This is a genomic window from Cellulophaga sp. L1A9 (genome assembly GCF_009797025.1).
Lineage (GTDB): Bacteria > Bacteroidota > Bacteroidia > Flavobacteriales > Flavobacteriaceae > Cellulophaga.
Window position 1 is genome coordinate 3,677,465 of sequence record NZ_CP047027.1, and the last position, 14,819, is coordinate 3,692,283.

At 36.8% G+C, this 14,819-nt stretch carries 14 protein-coding genes; 9 read left to right on the plus strand and 5 right to left on the minus strand.

What is annotated here, in order from left to right; genetic code table 11:
• Position 1: 1 nt before the first annotated feature.
• The 3 genes from mbpA to GQR94_RS16290 all read right to left on the minus strand — a co-directional run bounded on the left by mbpA (position 2) and on the right by GQR94_RS16290 (position 1,722).
• Positions 2 to 298: a mobilization protein MbpA gene (gene mbpA, locus GQR94_RS22875; protein ID WP_304487877.1), complete on the minus strand. Its 297-nt coding sequence runs from the start codon at positions 296 to 298 to the stop codon at positions 2 to 4.
• A 276-nt stretch (positions 299 to 574) separates the two neighbouring features.
• Positions 575 to 862: an AlpA family transcriptional regulator gene (locus tag GQR94_RS16285; RefSeq protein ID WP_158976948.1), complete on the minus strand. Its 288-nt coding sequence runs from the start codon at positions 860 to 862 to the stop codon at positions 575 to 577.
• 146 nt (positions 863 to 1,008) lie between these two features.
• Entirely contained in the window at positions 1,009 to 1,722 is a 714-nt protein-coding gene (locus GQR94_RS16290) for a hypothetical protein (RefSeq protein WP_158976950.1), read from the minus strand.
• Between the two features lie 432 nt (positions 1,723 to 2,154).
• On the opposite strand from GQR94_RS16290, the gene GQR94_RS16295 reads away from it, so the two are divergent.
• The 6 genes from GQR94_RS16295 (at position 2,155) to GQR94_RS16320 (ending at position 9,669) form a co-directional block, all read left to right on the plus strand.
• On the plus strand, positions 2,155 to 2,637 hold the full coding sequence (locus GQR94_RS16295; protein WP_233268375.1) for a GbsR/MarR family transcriptional regulator: 483 nt from the start codon (positions 2,155 to 2,157) through the stop codon (positions 2,635 to 2,637).
• Positions 2,638 to 2,700: 63 nt separating this feature from the next.
• A complete protein-coding gene (locus GQR94_RS16300) occupies positions 2,701 to 4,038 on the plus strand; it encodes a TolC family protein (protein WP_158976952.1) in 1,338 nt (445 codons plus the stop codon).
• A 22-nt stretch (positions 4,039 to 4,060) separates the two neighbouring features.
• On the plus strand, positions 4,061 to 5,122 hold the full coding sequence (locus tag GQR94_RS16305) for an efflux RND transporter periplasmic adaptor subunit (RefSeq protein WP_158976954.1): 1,062 nt from the start codon (positions 4,061 to 4,063) through the stop codon (positions 5,120 to 5,122).
• A 4-nt stretch (positions 5,123 to 5,126) separates the two neighbouring features.
• Positions 5,127 to 8,273, plus strand: a complete 3,147-nt coding sequence (locus tag GQR94_RS16310; protein ID WP_158976956.1) for an efflux RND transporter permease subunit — start codon at positions 5,127 to 5,129, stop codon at positions 8,271 to 8,273.
• Entirely contained in the window at positions 8,273 to 8,530 is a 258-nt protein-coding gene (locus GQR94_RS16315; RefSeq protein ID WP_158976958.1) for a hypothetical protein, read from the plus strand. The genes GQR94_RS16310 and GQR94_RS16315 overlap by 1 nt, the downstream gene beginning before the upstream one ends.
• Before the next feature lie 32 nt (positions 8,531 to 8,562).
• The gene (locus GQR94_RS16320; RefSeq protein WP_158976960.1) at positions 8,563 to 9,669 is read left to right on the plus strand and encodes a mechanosensitive ion channel family protein; all 1,107 of its coding nucleotides are present in this window, start codon (positions 8,563 to 8,565) and stop codon (positions 9,667 to 9,669) included.
• Positions 9,670 to 9,744: 75 nt separating this feature from the next.
• On the opposite strand, the gene GQR94_RS16325 is transcribed toward GQR94_RS16320, so the two are convergent.
• Positions 9,745 to 10,878 (minus strand): site-specific integrase, encoded by a 1,134-nt coding sequence (locus tag GQR94_RS16325; protein WP_158976962.1) that lies wholly within the window; start codon positions 10,876 to 10,878, stop codon positions 9,745 to 9,747.
• Between the two features lie 192 nt (positions 10,879 to 11,070).
• Complete coding sequence (mnmE, locus tag GQR94_RS16330; RefSeq protein ID WP_158976964.1) at positions 11,071 to 12,483, minus strand: tRNA uridine-5-carboxymethylaminomethyl(34) synthesis GTPase MnmE; 1,413 nt, start codon at positions 12,481 to 12,483, stop codon at positions 11,071 to 11,073.
• 421 nt (positions 12,484 to 12,904) lie between these two features.
• On the opposite strand from mnmE, the gene GQR94_RS16335 reads away from it, so the two are divergent.
• The 3 genes from GQR94_RS16335 to GQR94_RS16345 all read left to right on the plus strand — a co-directional run bounded on the left by GQR94_RS16335 (position 12,905) and on the right by GQR94_RS16345 (position 14,742).
• Positions 12,905 to 13,636: a glycoside hydrolase gene (locus GQR94_RS16335; protein WP_233268377.1), complete on the plus strand. Its 732-nt coding sequence runs from the start codon at positions 12,905 to 12,907 to the stop codon at positions 13,634 to 13,636.
• Between the two features lie 140 nt (positions 13,637 to 13,776).
• A complete protein-coding gene (locus GQR94_RS16340) occupies positions 13,777 to 14,334 on the plus strand; it encodes a hypothetical protein (protein ID WP_158976966.1) in 558 nt (185 codons plus the stop codon).
• 69 nt (positions 14,335 to 14,403) lie between these two features.
• The gene (locus GQR94_RS16345; RefSeq protein WP_158976968.1) at positions 14,404 to 14,742 is read left to right on the plus strand and encodes a DUF4870 domain-containing protein; all 339 of its coding nucleotides are present in this window, start codon (positions 14,404 to 14,406) and stop codon (positions 14,740 to 14,742) included.
• The last annotated feature ends 77 nt before the right edge of the window (positions 14,743 to 14,819 follow it).

A 14,819-nucleotide genomic window follows, 5' to 3' on the forward strand; every position in this document is an offset into this window, starting at 1 on the left:
ATCATTTCTTAAAATTGTAAAGATGTTTCCGTATTTCATTAGCCAACTGTACCACTTCTTCTGATAATTTTGGATTCCGTTTTTTATACATATTTCCGATGCGTTTAAAATTGACCTGATACTGAACCAATAATTTGTATACATTGATTTGTTCATCAGAAAACCGTTCAACAATCCTAAGGTCAAAAGCGGCACGACGACAGTACTCACTTATGGAAAGTCCACTCTTTTTCGCCTTTATTTTTAAGAGCTTCTTTTCATAAATAGAACACCGAAATTGTACAAACTCCTTTTTCATTTTAGATTTTTCGTATCTATATTCCTTATGTTACCTTTTACTAAATCACATATCCGAAACTCAATTACTAGTTCCTATCCTTTTGCGACCTTCGGGAGCAAAAGCAAGATTTGTCATGACAATGACACATCTTGAATTCTCACTCAGATGTAATTATTAGTACTGTTTTTATTTTTCTTCCTTCTCCCTAGCCATAAAAATTTAATCATGTATTATCATCAAAATATTTAAGAGAGAAAGAGTATTTAATGATGATTTAAAAAATTATTTACTAATCTAAACCTGTCTATTTTTAAAGGTGTATTCCAACGCTTCATTCTCAATTTCAGCTTTTGATTTTCTACGGTTTTGCAGCAACCAAATATTAAGCTTGGCCTTCTCAAAAAACAACATTTTGCCGTTTGGTTTAGAGTGCGGGATTTCCTTTGCTGCGGTTAACTTATATAAGTAACTCCTTGATATTCCTGTGTATTCGCAAGCTTCCTCAAAAGTGAGCACTTCTTTATTTGCCACCAATAAACGTTCGATACGGTCGAGCCGTTCTTCTAATTCCAGATAGTCCATTTCTTTCTAATTTTGGATTAAACAATGGACAAAAGCTTTTGTTCTTATTAATTGAATTCTGGTGCTAAACTACTATAGGAAGTAAAGGGAAACGTGTGCAATTCATGCAATGCACACGGAATCAGGAAAAATGCAAGCAAACGAAGCTAAAGGCGAGAAAAGATGGTTTTGAGTTCTTCACTTTTCTTAGAAATCGGAGTTCTCGATTTGGCATCTTTTACCGTAGCGTATTTGTATGGTTTGCCATCTTCCCTGCGGATAGTGTCTGATCTTTTGAAAAAGTCGATTACGCTCATTGTATTTTTCGGGAAGCCAACTTTAAACAATTCGTAGAACTCACGACAGCTTGGAGCATCTAGCTTGAAATGTATTTTAGATTTATGGGTATACCAATCCTCCTTAAAAACCGTGATAAAATCATCTTTATCCGTTCGCTCTATGAGTATCATATCATAGTTAACCAATCCACGATAAAGTTCTTTCAGTTGGTCATTTGTGGCTAGGAGGCTAAAATTATTTTTCTTCTTAAGTTTTTCTTGAATTTTTGGGATAAACACATTTTTAAACCTTTTAGACCAAGTTATCTGGCTCATTGCAATACCACCCATAAACATTAGGCAATTGGCATAAAAGAAAAACCCTCGCAACGGTTCCAAATATTCTAGTATAGACGAATAACTTGAATGCATTAAAAGGAGTCCAATACCATAAAAAACCAATCTTGGTTTTTCAATGTATTTATCATATTGTGAAGATTCATTGAACATAAAACGAGCAAAGAACCCTACATACGGAATTAACAATCGCACATAAACATATGCGAAAGATGCCAATAACAGATATTTAATTAAATCAGGCATACTTCTAAGTTACTATTTTCTGTGTGTAATGAGGTGAATCGTGGATATACTGACAGGTTTTAGGGATAGAAGAGACGATAGATGAGTATTTATTACCGAGATATTTAAAAGTGAGGTATTGAAGACTACTTTAAAACACATTGAAAATTCGACATCATTTGAGAAAATTTTTGTGGGGAGGGGGAGGAAAGGTCAAGCGGCCTTTTAGCCGTTTGTGATTTCGCGCGGCTCAGAGGATGTCGGGGAAAACTGGAGCGGAAAGACTTCACTAGCGTACTGGCGTAGCGTGTGCGCTAGGGGAGGGTTGGAGAGGAAGGTTTGCCTGACTTCCGCAAGGGCTTGGTTTTAGAATTGGGATTTCACAATTAATTACATATGTTAATTATATAACAATTCTTTTAGTTCTCTAATAAAAGAACTAAAGAAACCGTTATGTTTGTATCAGATTTAAATATCATGGAAAACAAGCTAACATCAAAACAAAAAGAACTCATTGAAAGTTTCGGTGTTGTTCAAGAAGCAATGGGTCTTTCACCTGCTGCTGCTAGGGTAAATGCCCTTCTCACCGTTGCTGATGAAGTAGAACTTACTTTCGACCAGATAAAGGAAGGCGTATCATTAAGCAAAAGTGCAACTAGTAACGCTATCAACAATTTATTATTATCAAAACGTATCGGCTACAAGACTAAACCAGGAGACAGAAAGCGCTATTTCCATTCAAAGTTGGGTCAATGGCAAAATTCGTTCATCGATAGTATGGAAGGGTTAAGTGGTTACAATCAAGTAATCAAAGAAATTTTAGAGAACAGAACTGATAGCACGGAAGAATTTAATAATCAACTTAAAGACTTTACAGAGTTCATCGAGTACTATCAAAAGGAGAGTATCAAATTAATCAAGAACTGGAAAAATTAAAAAACTATTTTTTTATTAAAATTAGTTCTTTTAATTCAGAACTAAGTATAAATAACAAAACTAATGAAACTAAAAATAACCATCATACTGTTTCTTGCCACTTACATCTCAAGTGCGCAGACACAATTCGACTTTACGGTACAACAGGCCATAGCCTATGCTGTTGAGCATAATATAACATTATCGAAAACCAAAATTGACCAAGACATCATTGCCGCACAAATTGCAGAAGTAAAAGGTAGAGCCTTACCGCAAATATCCGCTACTGGGGGATTTTCAGACAACTTTTCTTTGGCGGAACAACAACTACCCGCTGAAGTATTTGGCGGAGAGCCAGGCACTACCATCGGTGTTGCTTTTGGTAATCGCTATAGCTTTTCAGGTGGTGCCCGTGTGGAGCAACAACTATTGAATTTTCAGTTGTTCAGTTCAATTCGTGCGGCCAAAGCTTTAGAAGAAATTCAGAACCTTACTGTTTTACAATCTACCCAAGATTTGATTATCAATGTCATTCAAGTATATATCCAAATTCAAGTGACGACTAAACAAGTTGAACTTTTGGAAGAGAACTTTGAGCGTACCAACAATCTAATAGAACTGTCGGATGCCAAGTACAAGGAAGGTATCATCAAAAAATTGGATGTCAATCAACTGAAAGTAAATCGAAGTAACCTTCGCACTCAGATTGAAGATGCTGGATATCAATTAGGCGAACAGAAAAGATTATTAAAACTCTATCTATACATTCCCATGGATGATGTTATCAATCTAACGGAGAGGTTAGAGGATAATGAGGCTTTTCCTTTACAAGACAGCTTGACGATAACATCCAATATTCAATATCAACAATTGAATAAGCAGGTCGCACTTTCGGTTATCGACCAAAAGGTGGAACGTGCCAATTACTTACCCAAGTTGAGCGCCTTCTTTAACTACAATTATCTAGGAAATACAAATGAGTTCACTTTTGAACAACCTTCTTACGTAGACCAATGGAACGGTACATGGGGCCTTTCCGCATCGATGAACATTTTCGATGGATTTTCAAGAAGGAAACGTGTGGTACAAAAACAATTGGAAACCAAGAAACTGGAAGAAGACCAAAAACTACTCAAAATAAACATAGAGAAAGACTATGAAGATGCCGTTCAGCAAATGCTTTTAAGTCAAAGTCAAATTGCCAGTCAAAAAGAAAACATGGAACTCGCTCAGGAAAATTACGACGGTATTCAGACCTCCTACAATGAAGGCGTGGCTGATTTGACCGAACTACTTGACTCTGAATTTGCATTAAGACAAGCGCAATCGAATTACTTGAACGCCCTATTACAATCCAAAGTATCGGAACTCAGAATACTTAGAACAAGTGGGCAATTATCACAACTAATCGCAAGCAACTAATAACAACAAACCTTTAATACAGATGAAAACAAAAAATATTATTTTGATCGTAGCAGTCGTAATTATCGCGGCAATCGCCTACACACTTTACAGCAATAAAACTGAAATGACCGCGAAAGCGCAAATGGTCGAGGAAGTTTTTGCAATTCCTGTTCAAACAGCTACTGTAAGTTCTAAAACCATATCACAAGGCCTTATTGCAACTGGTGAATTTAAAGGATGGGAAGAGGTAACATTGGTGGCCGAATCACAGGGAAGCATTCAATATTTGCGTGTAGAGGAAGGACAACAAATCCGAAAAGGGCAAATAATCGCAAAAGTAGATGCGGTTTCCCTGAACTCTCAACTAAGTAGTTCTCGTTCAGCCTACGCGAAAGCAGAAAAAGATGTAGCGAGATACGAGCGACTGGAAAAGGTAGGAGCAGTAAGCCAAAGTGCCTTGGAAGATTCACGTATACAACTGGAAAACGCTAAGGCAAACATTGCACAGATACAACAGCAGTTAGGTTTTACAGTGGTAAAATCCCCGATAGATGGAGTTGTCAACTCACTAATGGTAGAAGAAACCAGTTTTGTAATGCCGGGCAACGAAATTGCTGAAATCGTACAGATTGACCGACTGAAAATCGAAGTAAATATTGCCGAGGATAACCTATCAAAAATCAAAAAGGGTCAAGTTGTCTCCATTAAAACAGATGTATTCCCTTTAAAAACCTTTGAAGGTAAGGTGAGTACGATTAGCGTGAAAGCTGATGCTTCCCGAAAGTTCAAGGTAACTATCGAAGTAGCGAATACATCTGATGATTTAAGAGCCGGACTTTTCGCTGAAATCAATTTTGATGCGCTCAAAACAAATGAGGCAGAAGCTAGAATGATTCCACGTCAAGCAATTGTCGGGTCGCTACAGAGTCCATCAGTATACGTTATCGAAAACGACAAGGCGCAACTTAAAAAAATAGAAGTGGGCGCAGTAATCGATGGTAATGTAGTAGTGCTTTCAGGATTGGATGATGGGGAGAAAGTAGTAACCAAGGGTATCATCAATTTGACGAATAACACTTTAGTAACCGTAACAAATAACTAAGACCATGACCATAACAGAACTTTCCGTAAAAAGACCTACGCTGGCCGTTGTTGTCTTTACCATAATCGCTCTTTTAGGCATTATTAGTTATTCAAGTTTAGGCTATGAATTACTACCAAAAATGAGCTCACCAATGCTTTCAATAAGCACGGTTTATCCCGGAGCTTCTCCTTCGGAAGTTGAAAACTCGGTAACTACGAATATAGAGGATGCCGTTAGTGCACTTGAAGGAGTGAAAAGTATTACTTCTACATCACAGGAGGGTATTTCGATAGTAAGTGTTGAATTGACTTATAACGCTGACGTTGACAAGGCGCTGCAGGATGCACAGCGGAAAGTAATCAACATCTTGGGTAGTTTACCGGAACAGGTACAACAGCCTAGCGTCAATAAATTTTCAATGGATGATATGCCGATTATGAGATTGGGCGCTTCTTCGAAAATGGATGCGAACGCGTTTAACAATCTTGTCGAGAATGATATTAAGGAGACCATTTCTAGAATTGAAGGTGTTGCCCAAGTACAGGTAATAGGTGGAAATGAGCGTGAAATACGAATCAATGTTGACCGTGATAAACTGAGTACTTACGGACTTAGCATTCTACAGGTAACTCAGGCAATTGCAGCCGCGAATCTGGATTTCCCTACAGGGAATATTAAAGATGAAGACCAGCAGGTAACGGTACGTCTATCGGGGAAGTTTCAAAGTATTGATGATATAAAAGGGTTAACGGTCAAAACTGGTCAAGAGGGAACAAGCGTTCGTATCGAAGATATTGCCGAAGTATATGATACTACAAAAGATGTGACTACTATTTCTAGAATCGATGGAATTAGCTCCATAGGTCTTACAATTTCTAAACAGTCCGACGGTAATACGGTTCAGGTTGCGGAGGACGTTCGAAAGGAACTTAAAAAAATAGAAGCTGAGTACGCCGATGAAGAATTGAAAATAGCAATAGCCCAAGATAGTTCCGTTTTTACATTGGAGGCTGCCGATGCCGTAATCTTTGATTTACTTTTGGCGGTTGGTTTGGTTGCTATCATTATGTTGTTTTTCTTAAAAAGTTGGAGGGACTCTATCATTGTAATGGTTTCGATTCCCGTGTCTATTGTTGCAACATTTATAGCAATGAATCAATTAGGGTACACCCTAAACCTGATGACACTTCTTGGGTTATCACTTGTTGTAGGTATTCTTGTCGATGATAGTATTGTGGTTTTGGAAAGCATTCATGCCGAGATGGAAAAAGGCAAAAGCCGAATGGAAGCTGCGATGGAAAGTTGGAAAAAAATCGGTCTTTCGGTAATGTCCATTACATTGGTTTTGATTGCTGTTTTCTTACCCATAACTTTTGTTACGGGGGTAATTGCTGATTTGCTTACGCAGTTCGCCATTGTTGTTGCCTTTGCAACTGCAATCTCACTAATTGTATCTTTTACCTTAACGCCATTACTGGCTTCACGCTTCAGTAAGGTTATCGAATTGGATAGTAAAACGATATGGCATCGGCCTATGATTGCCTTTGAGCGTTTTCTCGATGGTGTCAATGATTTCTATAGGGATGCGCTACAATGGACGCTTTCTAGAAAACGAATTACAGCCTTTGCTTTAATAGCTATGGTAGTAGGTGCATTATCTTTAATGGTATTCGGCTTTATTGGAAGCGAGTTCGTAAAGAACGGTGACAACGGGGAATTCATTGTTGAATTAGAATTACCAAAAGAATCTACTATAGAGGAAACCAACTTAGCCACACTAGCCGTCGAGGATATTCTAATGCAAGATAATATCGTAGCCTCGGTATTTTCAACAGTTGGAACTGGCACAGGCGGAAGTGGCAACTCATCAAACAAATCACAGATTAGCGCGAAAATGATTAGCCCCGATGAGCGCACGATTTCATCGGAAACCTATGCTCGTGATATTAAGACTATTTTAATGAAACGTGTTCCTGGGGTAAAGTTTAAAACTGCCGCATCGGGAATGATGGGGGGAAGTACTGCAGGTCCAATACAGGTAATGCTTGTTGGTGATAATATGGACCAATTGATGCAAACTGCAGACGAAGTAAAATCAAAAATAGAATCCGTAAACGGTACCCGTGATGTTGAGCTTTCTGTAAGCGGTGGGAATCCAGAAGTAGCTATTACTGTTGACCGTGATAAAATGGCAGCTTTGAGCTTAACAATGAGCGATGTCGGTAATACCATGCAAAATGCATTCGCGGGAAATACTCAGTATAAATTCCGAGATGGTGAAAATGAATATGATATCAACGTAAAGCTTGACCAGTTCAACCGTAGAAATGTGAATGACATTAAAAAAATCTCATTCCTGAATACCAAAGGAGAACTTATCGAACTTCAACAGTTCGCTGCCGTAACCGAATCTACAGGTCCGTCAAGATTACAGCGAGACAACAAACGCGCATCATTAAGTATTGGTGCACAAGTAGCTGGTCTACCCGTTGGAGATGTCTCTGCGAACGTGCAATCCATGATTTCAGAAATAGAGCTTCCTGATGGAGTAAGCTTTGAAATGGGCGGTGATCTGGAAAGTCAAATGGAAGCTTTTGCGAGTTTAGGTTTGGCACTTTTAATGTCCATCATCTTAGTGTATTTAATAATGGTGGCCCTATACGAATCTTATGCGTATCCACTTGTAGTAATGTTTTCTGTCCCGACCGCACTTATCGGAGCATTTCTCATACTTGCTTTGTTCAAAGAGAGCCTTGGAGTATTTACATTTTTAGGTTTAATTATGCTAGTTGGTTTGGTCATTAAGAATGCCATACTTATCGTGGATGCGGCCAATCAATTCAAAAAAGAAGGTGATAATACTTTGGTCGCTATTGAAAAAGCTGGCTTGACTCGATTACGTCCTATTTTAATGACAACTCTTGCCATGGTAATAGCCATGATTCCAATTGCATTTGCAAGTGGCGCAGGTGCTGAATGGAAAAATGGACTTGCGCTTGTGCTTATGGGTGGATTATTGAGTTCCTTAATTTTTACGGTAGTGATTGTTCCTGTAATGTATGTTGTTATAGACATATGGAAAGGCGATATTAAAAGGTCGGATGCAAAACTGAGAGCGCAGCAAATTGGAGAAAATAAAGCGGAATCAACCCATCTAAATTTAGCATAATGATACATTTCAACCACACATCTAAAAATCAAATAACTATCCGTGTTGTCGATGATTTTAGTCATCAAGATACTGAAAGAATAGCCTTCCTACTAGAGGCTTCTTATGATACCAGTTCAGATAAGGAGATAGTTTTTCAAGTGGAAACCGATTTACCAAAAGAGGAAATGCAACTACTGGGGAATTTTAGTCAAGGCCTACCTTTTCAATTCCGAATTGATTTGAAGTATCCAGTCTTGGAATGGCAAAAGCCCTAAAATTCAATTTTATCATCATTTAAAAAGTATCAATGACAGATTTTTGGAATACCAATAAACAAATCATCATATATGCAATCATTGTAGTTGCAGTTGTTCTAGTTCTACGATTTCTAACCAAGAAATTTCATGACTGGTTAGAGAGAAGGTGGCGTCAAAAACATATTGGCGAGGAACCTTCAACTATAAATTTAACTCAAAAGATTTTGAATGCTCTTTGGATTGTTCTTGGTTTTATGGCATTGGCTTTCATATTTATTGCCAAAGAACAATATGAGGTTGCCACACAAAACTTCTACCTAGTGCTGTACTTAGGTATAGTTGCAGTTATCACATTGGTAGTTGCTTCATTGGTGCAAACTTGGTTCAAACGTTCGATAAAAGAAAAAATAAAGGATGAACAAGACCCTACCAGTTATAAGTTTCTTCGGTATTTAGCTATTTTTTCTGTCTATTTTATTGGAGCCATACTTGCCATCCTAGCTTTTCCATCACTACGCGGAATCGCTCAGACTGCCCTCGGTGGTGCCGGAGTATTGGCTGTAGTTGCAGGTGTTGCCTCTCAAGAAGCATTGGCAAACCTTGTTGGTGGAATTTTTATAATCTCGTTCAAACCATTTAAGATAGGTGATATCATTAAAGTTGATTCAACAATGGTTGGCACGGTAACCGACATTACCCTAAGACATACGGTCATTCGGAATTATGAGAATAAAATGATTGTAATTCCTAATTCCGTCATCAATAAAGAAAAGCTAATCAATTATGATTTGGGAGAACGTATGTGCTGCGAGTGGATAGAAATAGGTATTTCCTACGGCAGCGATATTGACCTCGCAAAGCACATTATGCGTGAAGAGTGCGAGGACCATCCAAATCTAATGGACCACAGAAGCGAATTGGATAAATACAATAACAAAAAGAAAGTAATTGTAAGGGTTATACGCTTGGAAGATTCTGCAGTTACGCTTCGTGCATGGGCTTGGTCAGCCAGTTTTACAGATGCTTTTGTTTTGAAATGTGATGTGCTTGAAAGTATTAAGAAACGCTTTGATAAAGAGGGTATCGAGATTCCCTTCCCACACCGGACTTTGGTTTTGAAAAAAGAACAATTGGAAAGTCTGGTTTTAAAAAATTAGATTTTTGTTTGTTGGTTGATGAAAAGCCCGTGTGATGAACGGGCTTTTTTATAGAATCAAAATTAAAGCTATCAATTAAATTTCTAAATCTAGTTCAGGAATCAGATTAGCGGCCTCCTTCATTTTTTCATCAATAATCTTAGTGTAGATTTCTGTTGTACGGATTTCTTTATGTCCTAAACGTTTCGATACTGTATAAATATCTGCACCGTTCTCTAACAGTAGTACCGCATTGGTATGTCTTGCGCTATGAAAAGTAATGTGCTTTGTAATTCCGGCTTTCATGCACCACCTTAAAATCTCGGTATTGTAAACAGCACCGTATTTTAGGCCTTTAAATACCCTATCACTTTCGTTGACTCGCTTTCCTAGCAGTTCTCTGGATTGCTCTGAAACGTAAAGATATTCGAGTCCGTCCGTTTTCTTCTGTCTAAATATAATTCTAGAGCCTGTATCTTCGTCTCGAACCTCCGACCATTTTAATTTGTCAATATCGCTCCATCGTAAACCTGTAAGACAGCTAAAAATAAAAGCATTCTTTAGTACGGGGTACTTACACTCGGCTTGTGTCATTGCCTGTAATTCGGAATAGGTTAAATATTCTCTGGTAGATTCGCCCTGCTCAAAACCTTTAACTGAGCGCAATACATTTTCTTCCAAATAGTTTTCGGTATAGGCTTCCCGTAAGGCTGCTTTAAACTTATTGAAATAAGTGTACTTGGAATTTTGAGATAGGGGTGTGCCACTCTTGGTTTTGGCTTTAGTGTTCAGATATCGTTTAAACCCTTTGACAAAATCAGTATCAATATCCTTTAGCTGTTTATGGGCGGGACAATATTTTTCGATATGTTTTAGTGCTGCATCCCAATTACCATAATTCGCTTTGGTTTCAAAGCGGTCTTCTTTAAGCTGCTCATAGTACTCTAAAAAGGTTACTTCTCCTTTTTTATTGTTCTTGATTTTGTATTTCCCTTGAATATATTCAGCCTTTCTTATCGCTAGTATGTTTTCGGCCAATTGAAGTGTTTCTTTATTCTTTCTTTTTTCCTCTGCATTTGCGGGATTATCAAAAACATACTGTTTTAGGTATTCAAATTTTCTAAGGTGCTTTTTGACCCCGTTTTTATCAATGCGATACCCATTATAGAATTCAAGAAATAAACTAGACTTTCCGTTTTTTAATTTTTTCTTCTTTAGATTGATTTTCATAACAACGAGCTTTGAGGTGTAATTTTTACACCTTATTAATAAAAATTATTTACGAGGTGTAAAAAAGGTGTAATAAATGTATGAAAATAGGAGATTAAGAGAAAGAGAAAATAAAAATACTTTTCAACAACTTATTGATATACAGCTAAATGAAACCATTTAGAACCATATGAGACCAAATGAAATACTTATTTATTTCCCGATACAGAAGTTCGCGAAAATATTACCTAAAAGATCATCGCTTGATATCTCACCTGTGATTTCTCCGAAATGAAATAAGGCTTGACGAATATCTATAGCCAATAAATCTCCAGAAAAACCAGCATCCATTCCATATTGCACCTTTTGAATCTCTTCTAAGGCTTTTAACAACGAGTTGTAGTGTCTAGAATTGGTTACAATAGTTTCGTTGTTTCTAAGAGCGCCTGTGTTTATCAATCCTAATAATTCTCCTTTTAAATCTTCTACGCCTTCACCCGTTTTCGCAGCGATAAAAATAGTTTTAAGCTGTGCAGATAATGACTCCATTTCAGAAGAAATAAGCGTGGTGGTGTCAGGGGCTATTTTATCCGCTTTATTGACCAACAAAAGAATAGATTTCTGAGGAAACTGATTCTTAATTTTTTCAATTTCGATTTTTAAAGCGTCTATTTCCTTGGTTCCCGTCATCAGAGATCCATCAACCAAATATAAAACTACTTGTGCTTGCTTTATTTTCTCGAATGTCTTTTTTATCCCGATACCTTCAACGACATCTTGGGTTTCACGAATTCCGGCTGTATCAATAAATCGAAATCCGATACCTTCAATAGAAATTTCATCTTCAATGGTATCTCTAGTTGTTCCGGCAATATCAGATACGATAGCGCGATCTTCATTTAATAAGGAGTTTAATAAGGTCGATTTTCCAACATTAGGTTCTCCAACAATAGCTACCGGAATTCCGTTTTTAATCACATTTCCTACGGCAAAAGAATCAATCAACCTTTTTAAGACTAAGGTAATTCTATTGATAAGATCTTGAAATTGATCTCTATTGGCAAATTCTACATCCTCTTCCGAAAAATCTAATTCTAATTCTATTAAAGAAGCAAAATTCATTAATTCTGCTCGCAATTCCTTTATTTCATTACTAAAGCCACCACGCATTTGCTGAATCGCAATTTGGTGACTAGCAGCATTGTCTGAAGCAATGACATCGGCTACGGCTTCAGCCTGGCTCAAATCTATCTTCCCATTTAAAAAGGCGCGTAAGGTAAATTCACCTGCATCTGCAGTTCTACATCCATTTCTAAGAAATAACTGGATGATTTCCTGCTGTATATAAGTAGAGCCATGACAAGATATTTCTACAATGTTTTCTCCCGTATATGAATTAGGTCCTTTAAAAATAGAAACCAATACTTCATCTAAAACACGATCTCCATCTACGATATGTCCCAAAAGGATGGTATGCGTTTTCTGGTGTACTAATTTCTTACCTTTTCTAGATACAAAATGGTTAGAGGCAATGGTAATAGCATCTATACCAGAAAGACGAATGATGGCAATGGCACCCGCACCAGAAGGTGTGGCAAGTGCTACTATAGTATCCTGTTGTATCATAATGCAAAAATATAAAATAGTATTTGGTAATCTACTACCAGAAGCTAATAACTAGACAAACATTTACCATAGGGGAATATGACTGCAACATATGATTAATTACTCATATGTTGCAGTCAAAAGGTTATTTATGGTTGCCATTTGAAACACTTGTCGCTATTTTTGAGAAAATAACTTAAAATTACAATATCATGAAAAAAATGAGTCCCCAAATCCTTTTTTTGCAATCCTATTAGCGCTGGCAAGTTGTAGCACTAATGATAGCGATGTAAATGTAGAAAAAGAAGATGCGATTGAAGCTGTTGTTACCGAAGAACAGCAATCCGAAGAAACTCAAGGAGATGTACGGAAAGGTGGTCCGTTTTTCAACGCAAATCAAAACCCATTACCGAATGGTAAGAAATGGGTAAAAGTAGAGGCCATGTCTGATGAATTCAATGATAGTTCTTTTAATGCCAACAAATGGAAAAATACCGATCCTAACCGATGGATAGGTAGACCTCCAGGACTTTTTACAGAAAGCACGGTATCTGAAAAAAATGGCAACCTTAGATTAACCTGCAAGAAGTTGCCTAGTCCTAGAGTAGTCAATGGAAAAACGTTTACACATGAAGGTTCTAACATAACGTCTAATACAGCAGGGCAGGTAGGCTATTATTTTGAAGCAAGAATGAAAGCAAATAAGACGTTTATGTCTTCTACATTTTGGTTAATTAACAATGCAAACGATACTAATGGCTGTGATAAAAGAACCATAGAATTAGACATTCAGGAATGTGTCGGTCAAATTGTTGGTACCGCAAATTTTGCACAAAACTTCAATAGAACCATACATTCTAATACGCATAGTAGAAATACAACCTGTGCAACAACACCAACAGGTTCTGTAGGAGGAAATACAGGATTATATAATAAAGTGTATGAGTCTTATCATGTTTACGCAGCCTGGTGGAAAAGTAAAACAGAAATTGTATTTTATCTAGACGGGAATGAAGTGTATAGCATTACTCCTAAAGCCGATTTTGACTTGCCATTATATTTAAAATTGGTTACAGAAACCTATGATTGGAATCCAGTTCCTGCAGATGGCGGTATGAAAGGTACTTGGGGGAGCGTACAACGTTCTATGACTGGGTACGTACCTATAAGTTAGAAAACCTATAAAATTAAAACCTAAAATTACGAGTTTTAAATGCCACTTTATAAAAGTGGCATTTTTTTTGTTATACCCATAAGTAGATCGTTAAAAGAAGCGATGTATAGCAACGTGCGAATTAAAAATATTTTATGATTGTGATTCATACTATTTTGTACATTCGCCGTCCATTAACAATTAAATTAAATATGAATAAATTAGTAGTAGTAGCAGTGATTGCATTATTTTCTTTAGGAAAATCTTATGCACAAGAAACAGAACAAGTTAAAGATTCTATCGTAGTCGTAAAAGATATGATAAAAGAACAAGAAGATTTAAAGCAGATAGAGCAAGCTAAAGTAGAAGCTGCTGCAGCCAAAGCAGAGCAGAAAGCTGCTGCAAAAGAGCAGAAGCAATTAGCGAAAGAACAGAAGAAAGCAGAGAAAGAGCAAAAGAAGATTGAAAAGGAAGCTAAAGCCAAAGAAAAAGAGGCTCAAAAGCAAGAAAAATTAAAAAGTGCAATAGCAAGTAAGAATCAAGATATTCAGAAATGCGAAGATAAGATTGCTAAATATGAAATGAAACTTGCCGAAGGTCAGCGAAAAGGGAAACTTTCTCCTGTAGCTATTGGTAAGTTGAATGATAAAATTGCGAAAGAAAATATCACAATTCTGAAGGAATCTGAAAAATTGAGAAAACTAGAACGCCAACAATAATTATCTTTTTTTGTAACATTTTGGTTTTTGAAGCGTCATATTAGTACATCAATCAAAAATCAAAATATCATGCAAAGAGAAAACAAACAATTATTAGTCATTACACATTTAAGTCAGTTATTAGATATTGTTACAGGTTTTGGAGGCTTTATAGTACCATTAATTATATGGTTAACCCAAAAAGATACAGTAATTAATATGGATGAAAATGGAAAGGCAATTATGAATTTTAGAATAAGTATGTTTCTATATTTTATAATTTGTATTCCTTTGATTTTATTATTTGGCTTAGGCTTACTAGGGTTTTTAGTATTAGGTATTCTAACGTTTGTATTTCCTATTGTAAATGCAATAAGAGTTAGTAATGATGAACAGCCTTATTACCCAATGAGCATCAAGTTCTTATAATCAAAAAAAAAGGTATAAAAGTAAAAAACCCCAATCACGTAAGTTATTGGGGTTTTTCTATAAAAAAATCTGGTTGG

Bases quoted from the DNA above. Each gene is read 5' to 3' on its own strand.
- GQR94_RS16325 (WP_158976962.1), bottom strand. From the start codon at position 10,878: ATGAAAATCAATCTAAAGAAGAAAAAATTAAAAAACGGAAAGTCTAGT.
- GQR94_RS16285 (WP_158976948.1), bottom strand. From the start codon at position 862: ATGGACTATCTGGAATTAGAAGAACGGCTCGACCGTATCGAACGTTTA.
- GQR94_RS16290 (WP_158976950.1), bottom strand. From the start codon at position 1,722: ATGCCTGATTTAATTAAATATCTGTTATTGGCATCTTTCGCATATGTT.
- mbpA (WP_304487877.1), bottom strand. From the start codon at position 298: ATGAAAAAGGAGTTTGTACAATTTCGGTGTTCTATTTATGAAAAGAAG.
- GQR94_RS16345 (WP_158976968.1), top strand. From the start codon at position 14,404: ATGCAAAGAGAAAACAAACAATTATTAGTCATTACACATTTAAGTCAG.
- GQR94_RS16310 (WP_158976956.1), top strand. From the start codon at position 5,127: ATGACCATAACAGAACTTTCCGTAAAAAGACCTACGCTGGCCGTTGTT.
- GQR94_RS16305 (WP_158976954.1), top strand. From the start codon at position 4,061: ATGAAAACAAAAAATATTATTTTGATCGTAGCAGTCGTAATTATCGCG.
- GQR94_RS16295 (WP_233268375.1), top strand. From the start codon at position 2,155: ATGTTTGTATCAGATTTAAATATCATGGAAAACAAGCTAACATCAAAA.
- GQR94_RS16300 (WP_158976952.1), top strand. From the start codon at position 2,701: ATGAAACTAAAAATAACCATCATACTGTTTCTTGCCACTTACATCTCA.
- GQR94_RS16320 (WP_158976960.1), top strand. From the start codon at position 8,563: ATGACAGATTTTTGGAATACCAATAAACAAATCATCATATATGCAATC.
- GQR94_RS16335 (WP_233268377.1), top strand. From the start codon at position 12,905: ATGTCTGATGAATTCAATGATAGTTCTTTTAATGCCAACAAATGGAAA.
- GQR94_RS16315 (WP_158976958.1), top strand. From the start codon at position 8,273: ATGATACATTTCAACCACACATCTAAAAATCAAATAACTATCCGTGTT.
- mnmE (WP_158976964.1), bottom strand. From the start codon at position 12,483: ATGATACAACAGGATACTATAGTAGCACTTGCCACACCTTCTGGTGCG.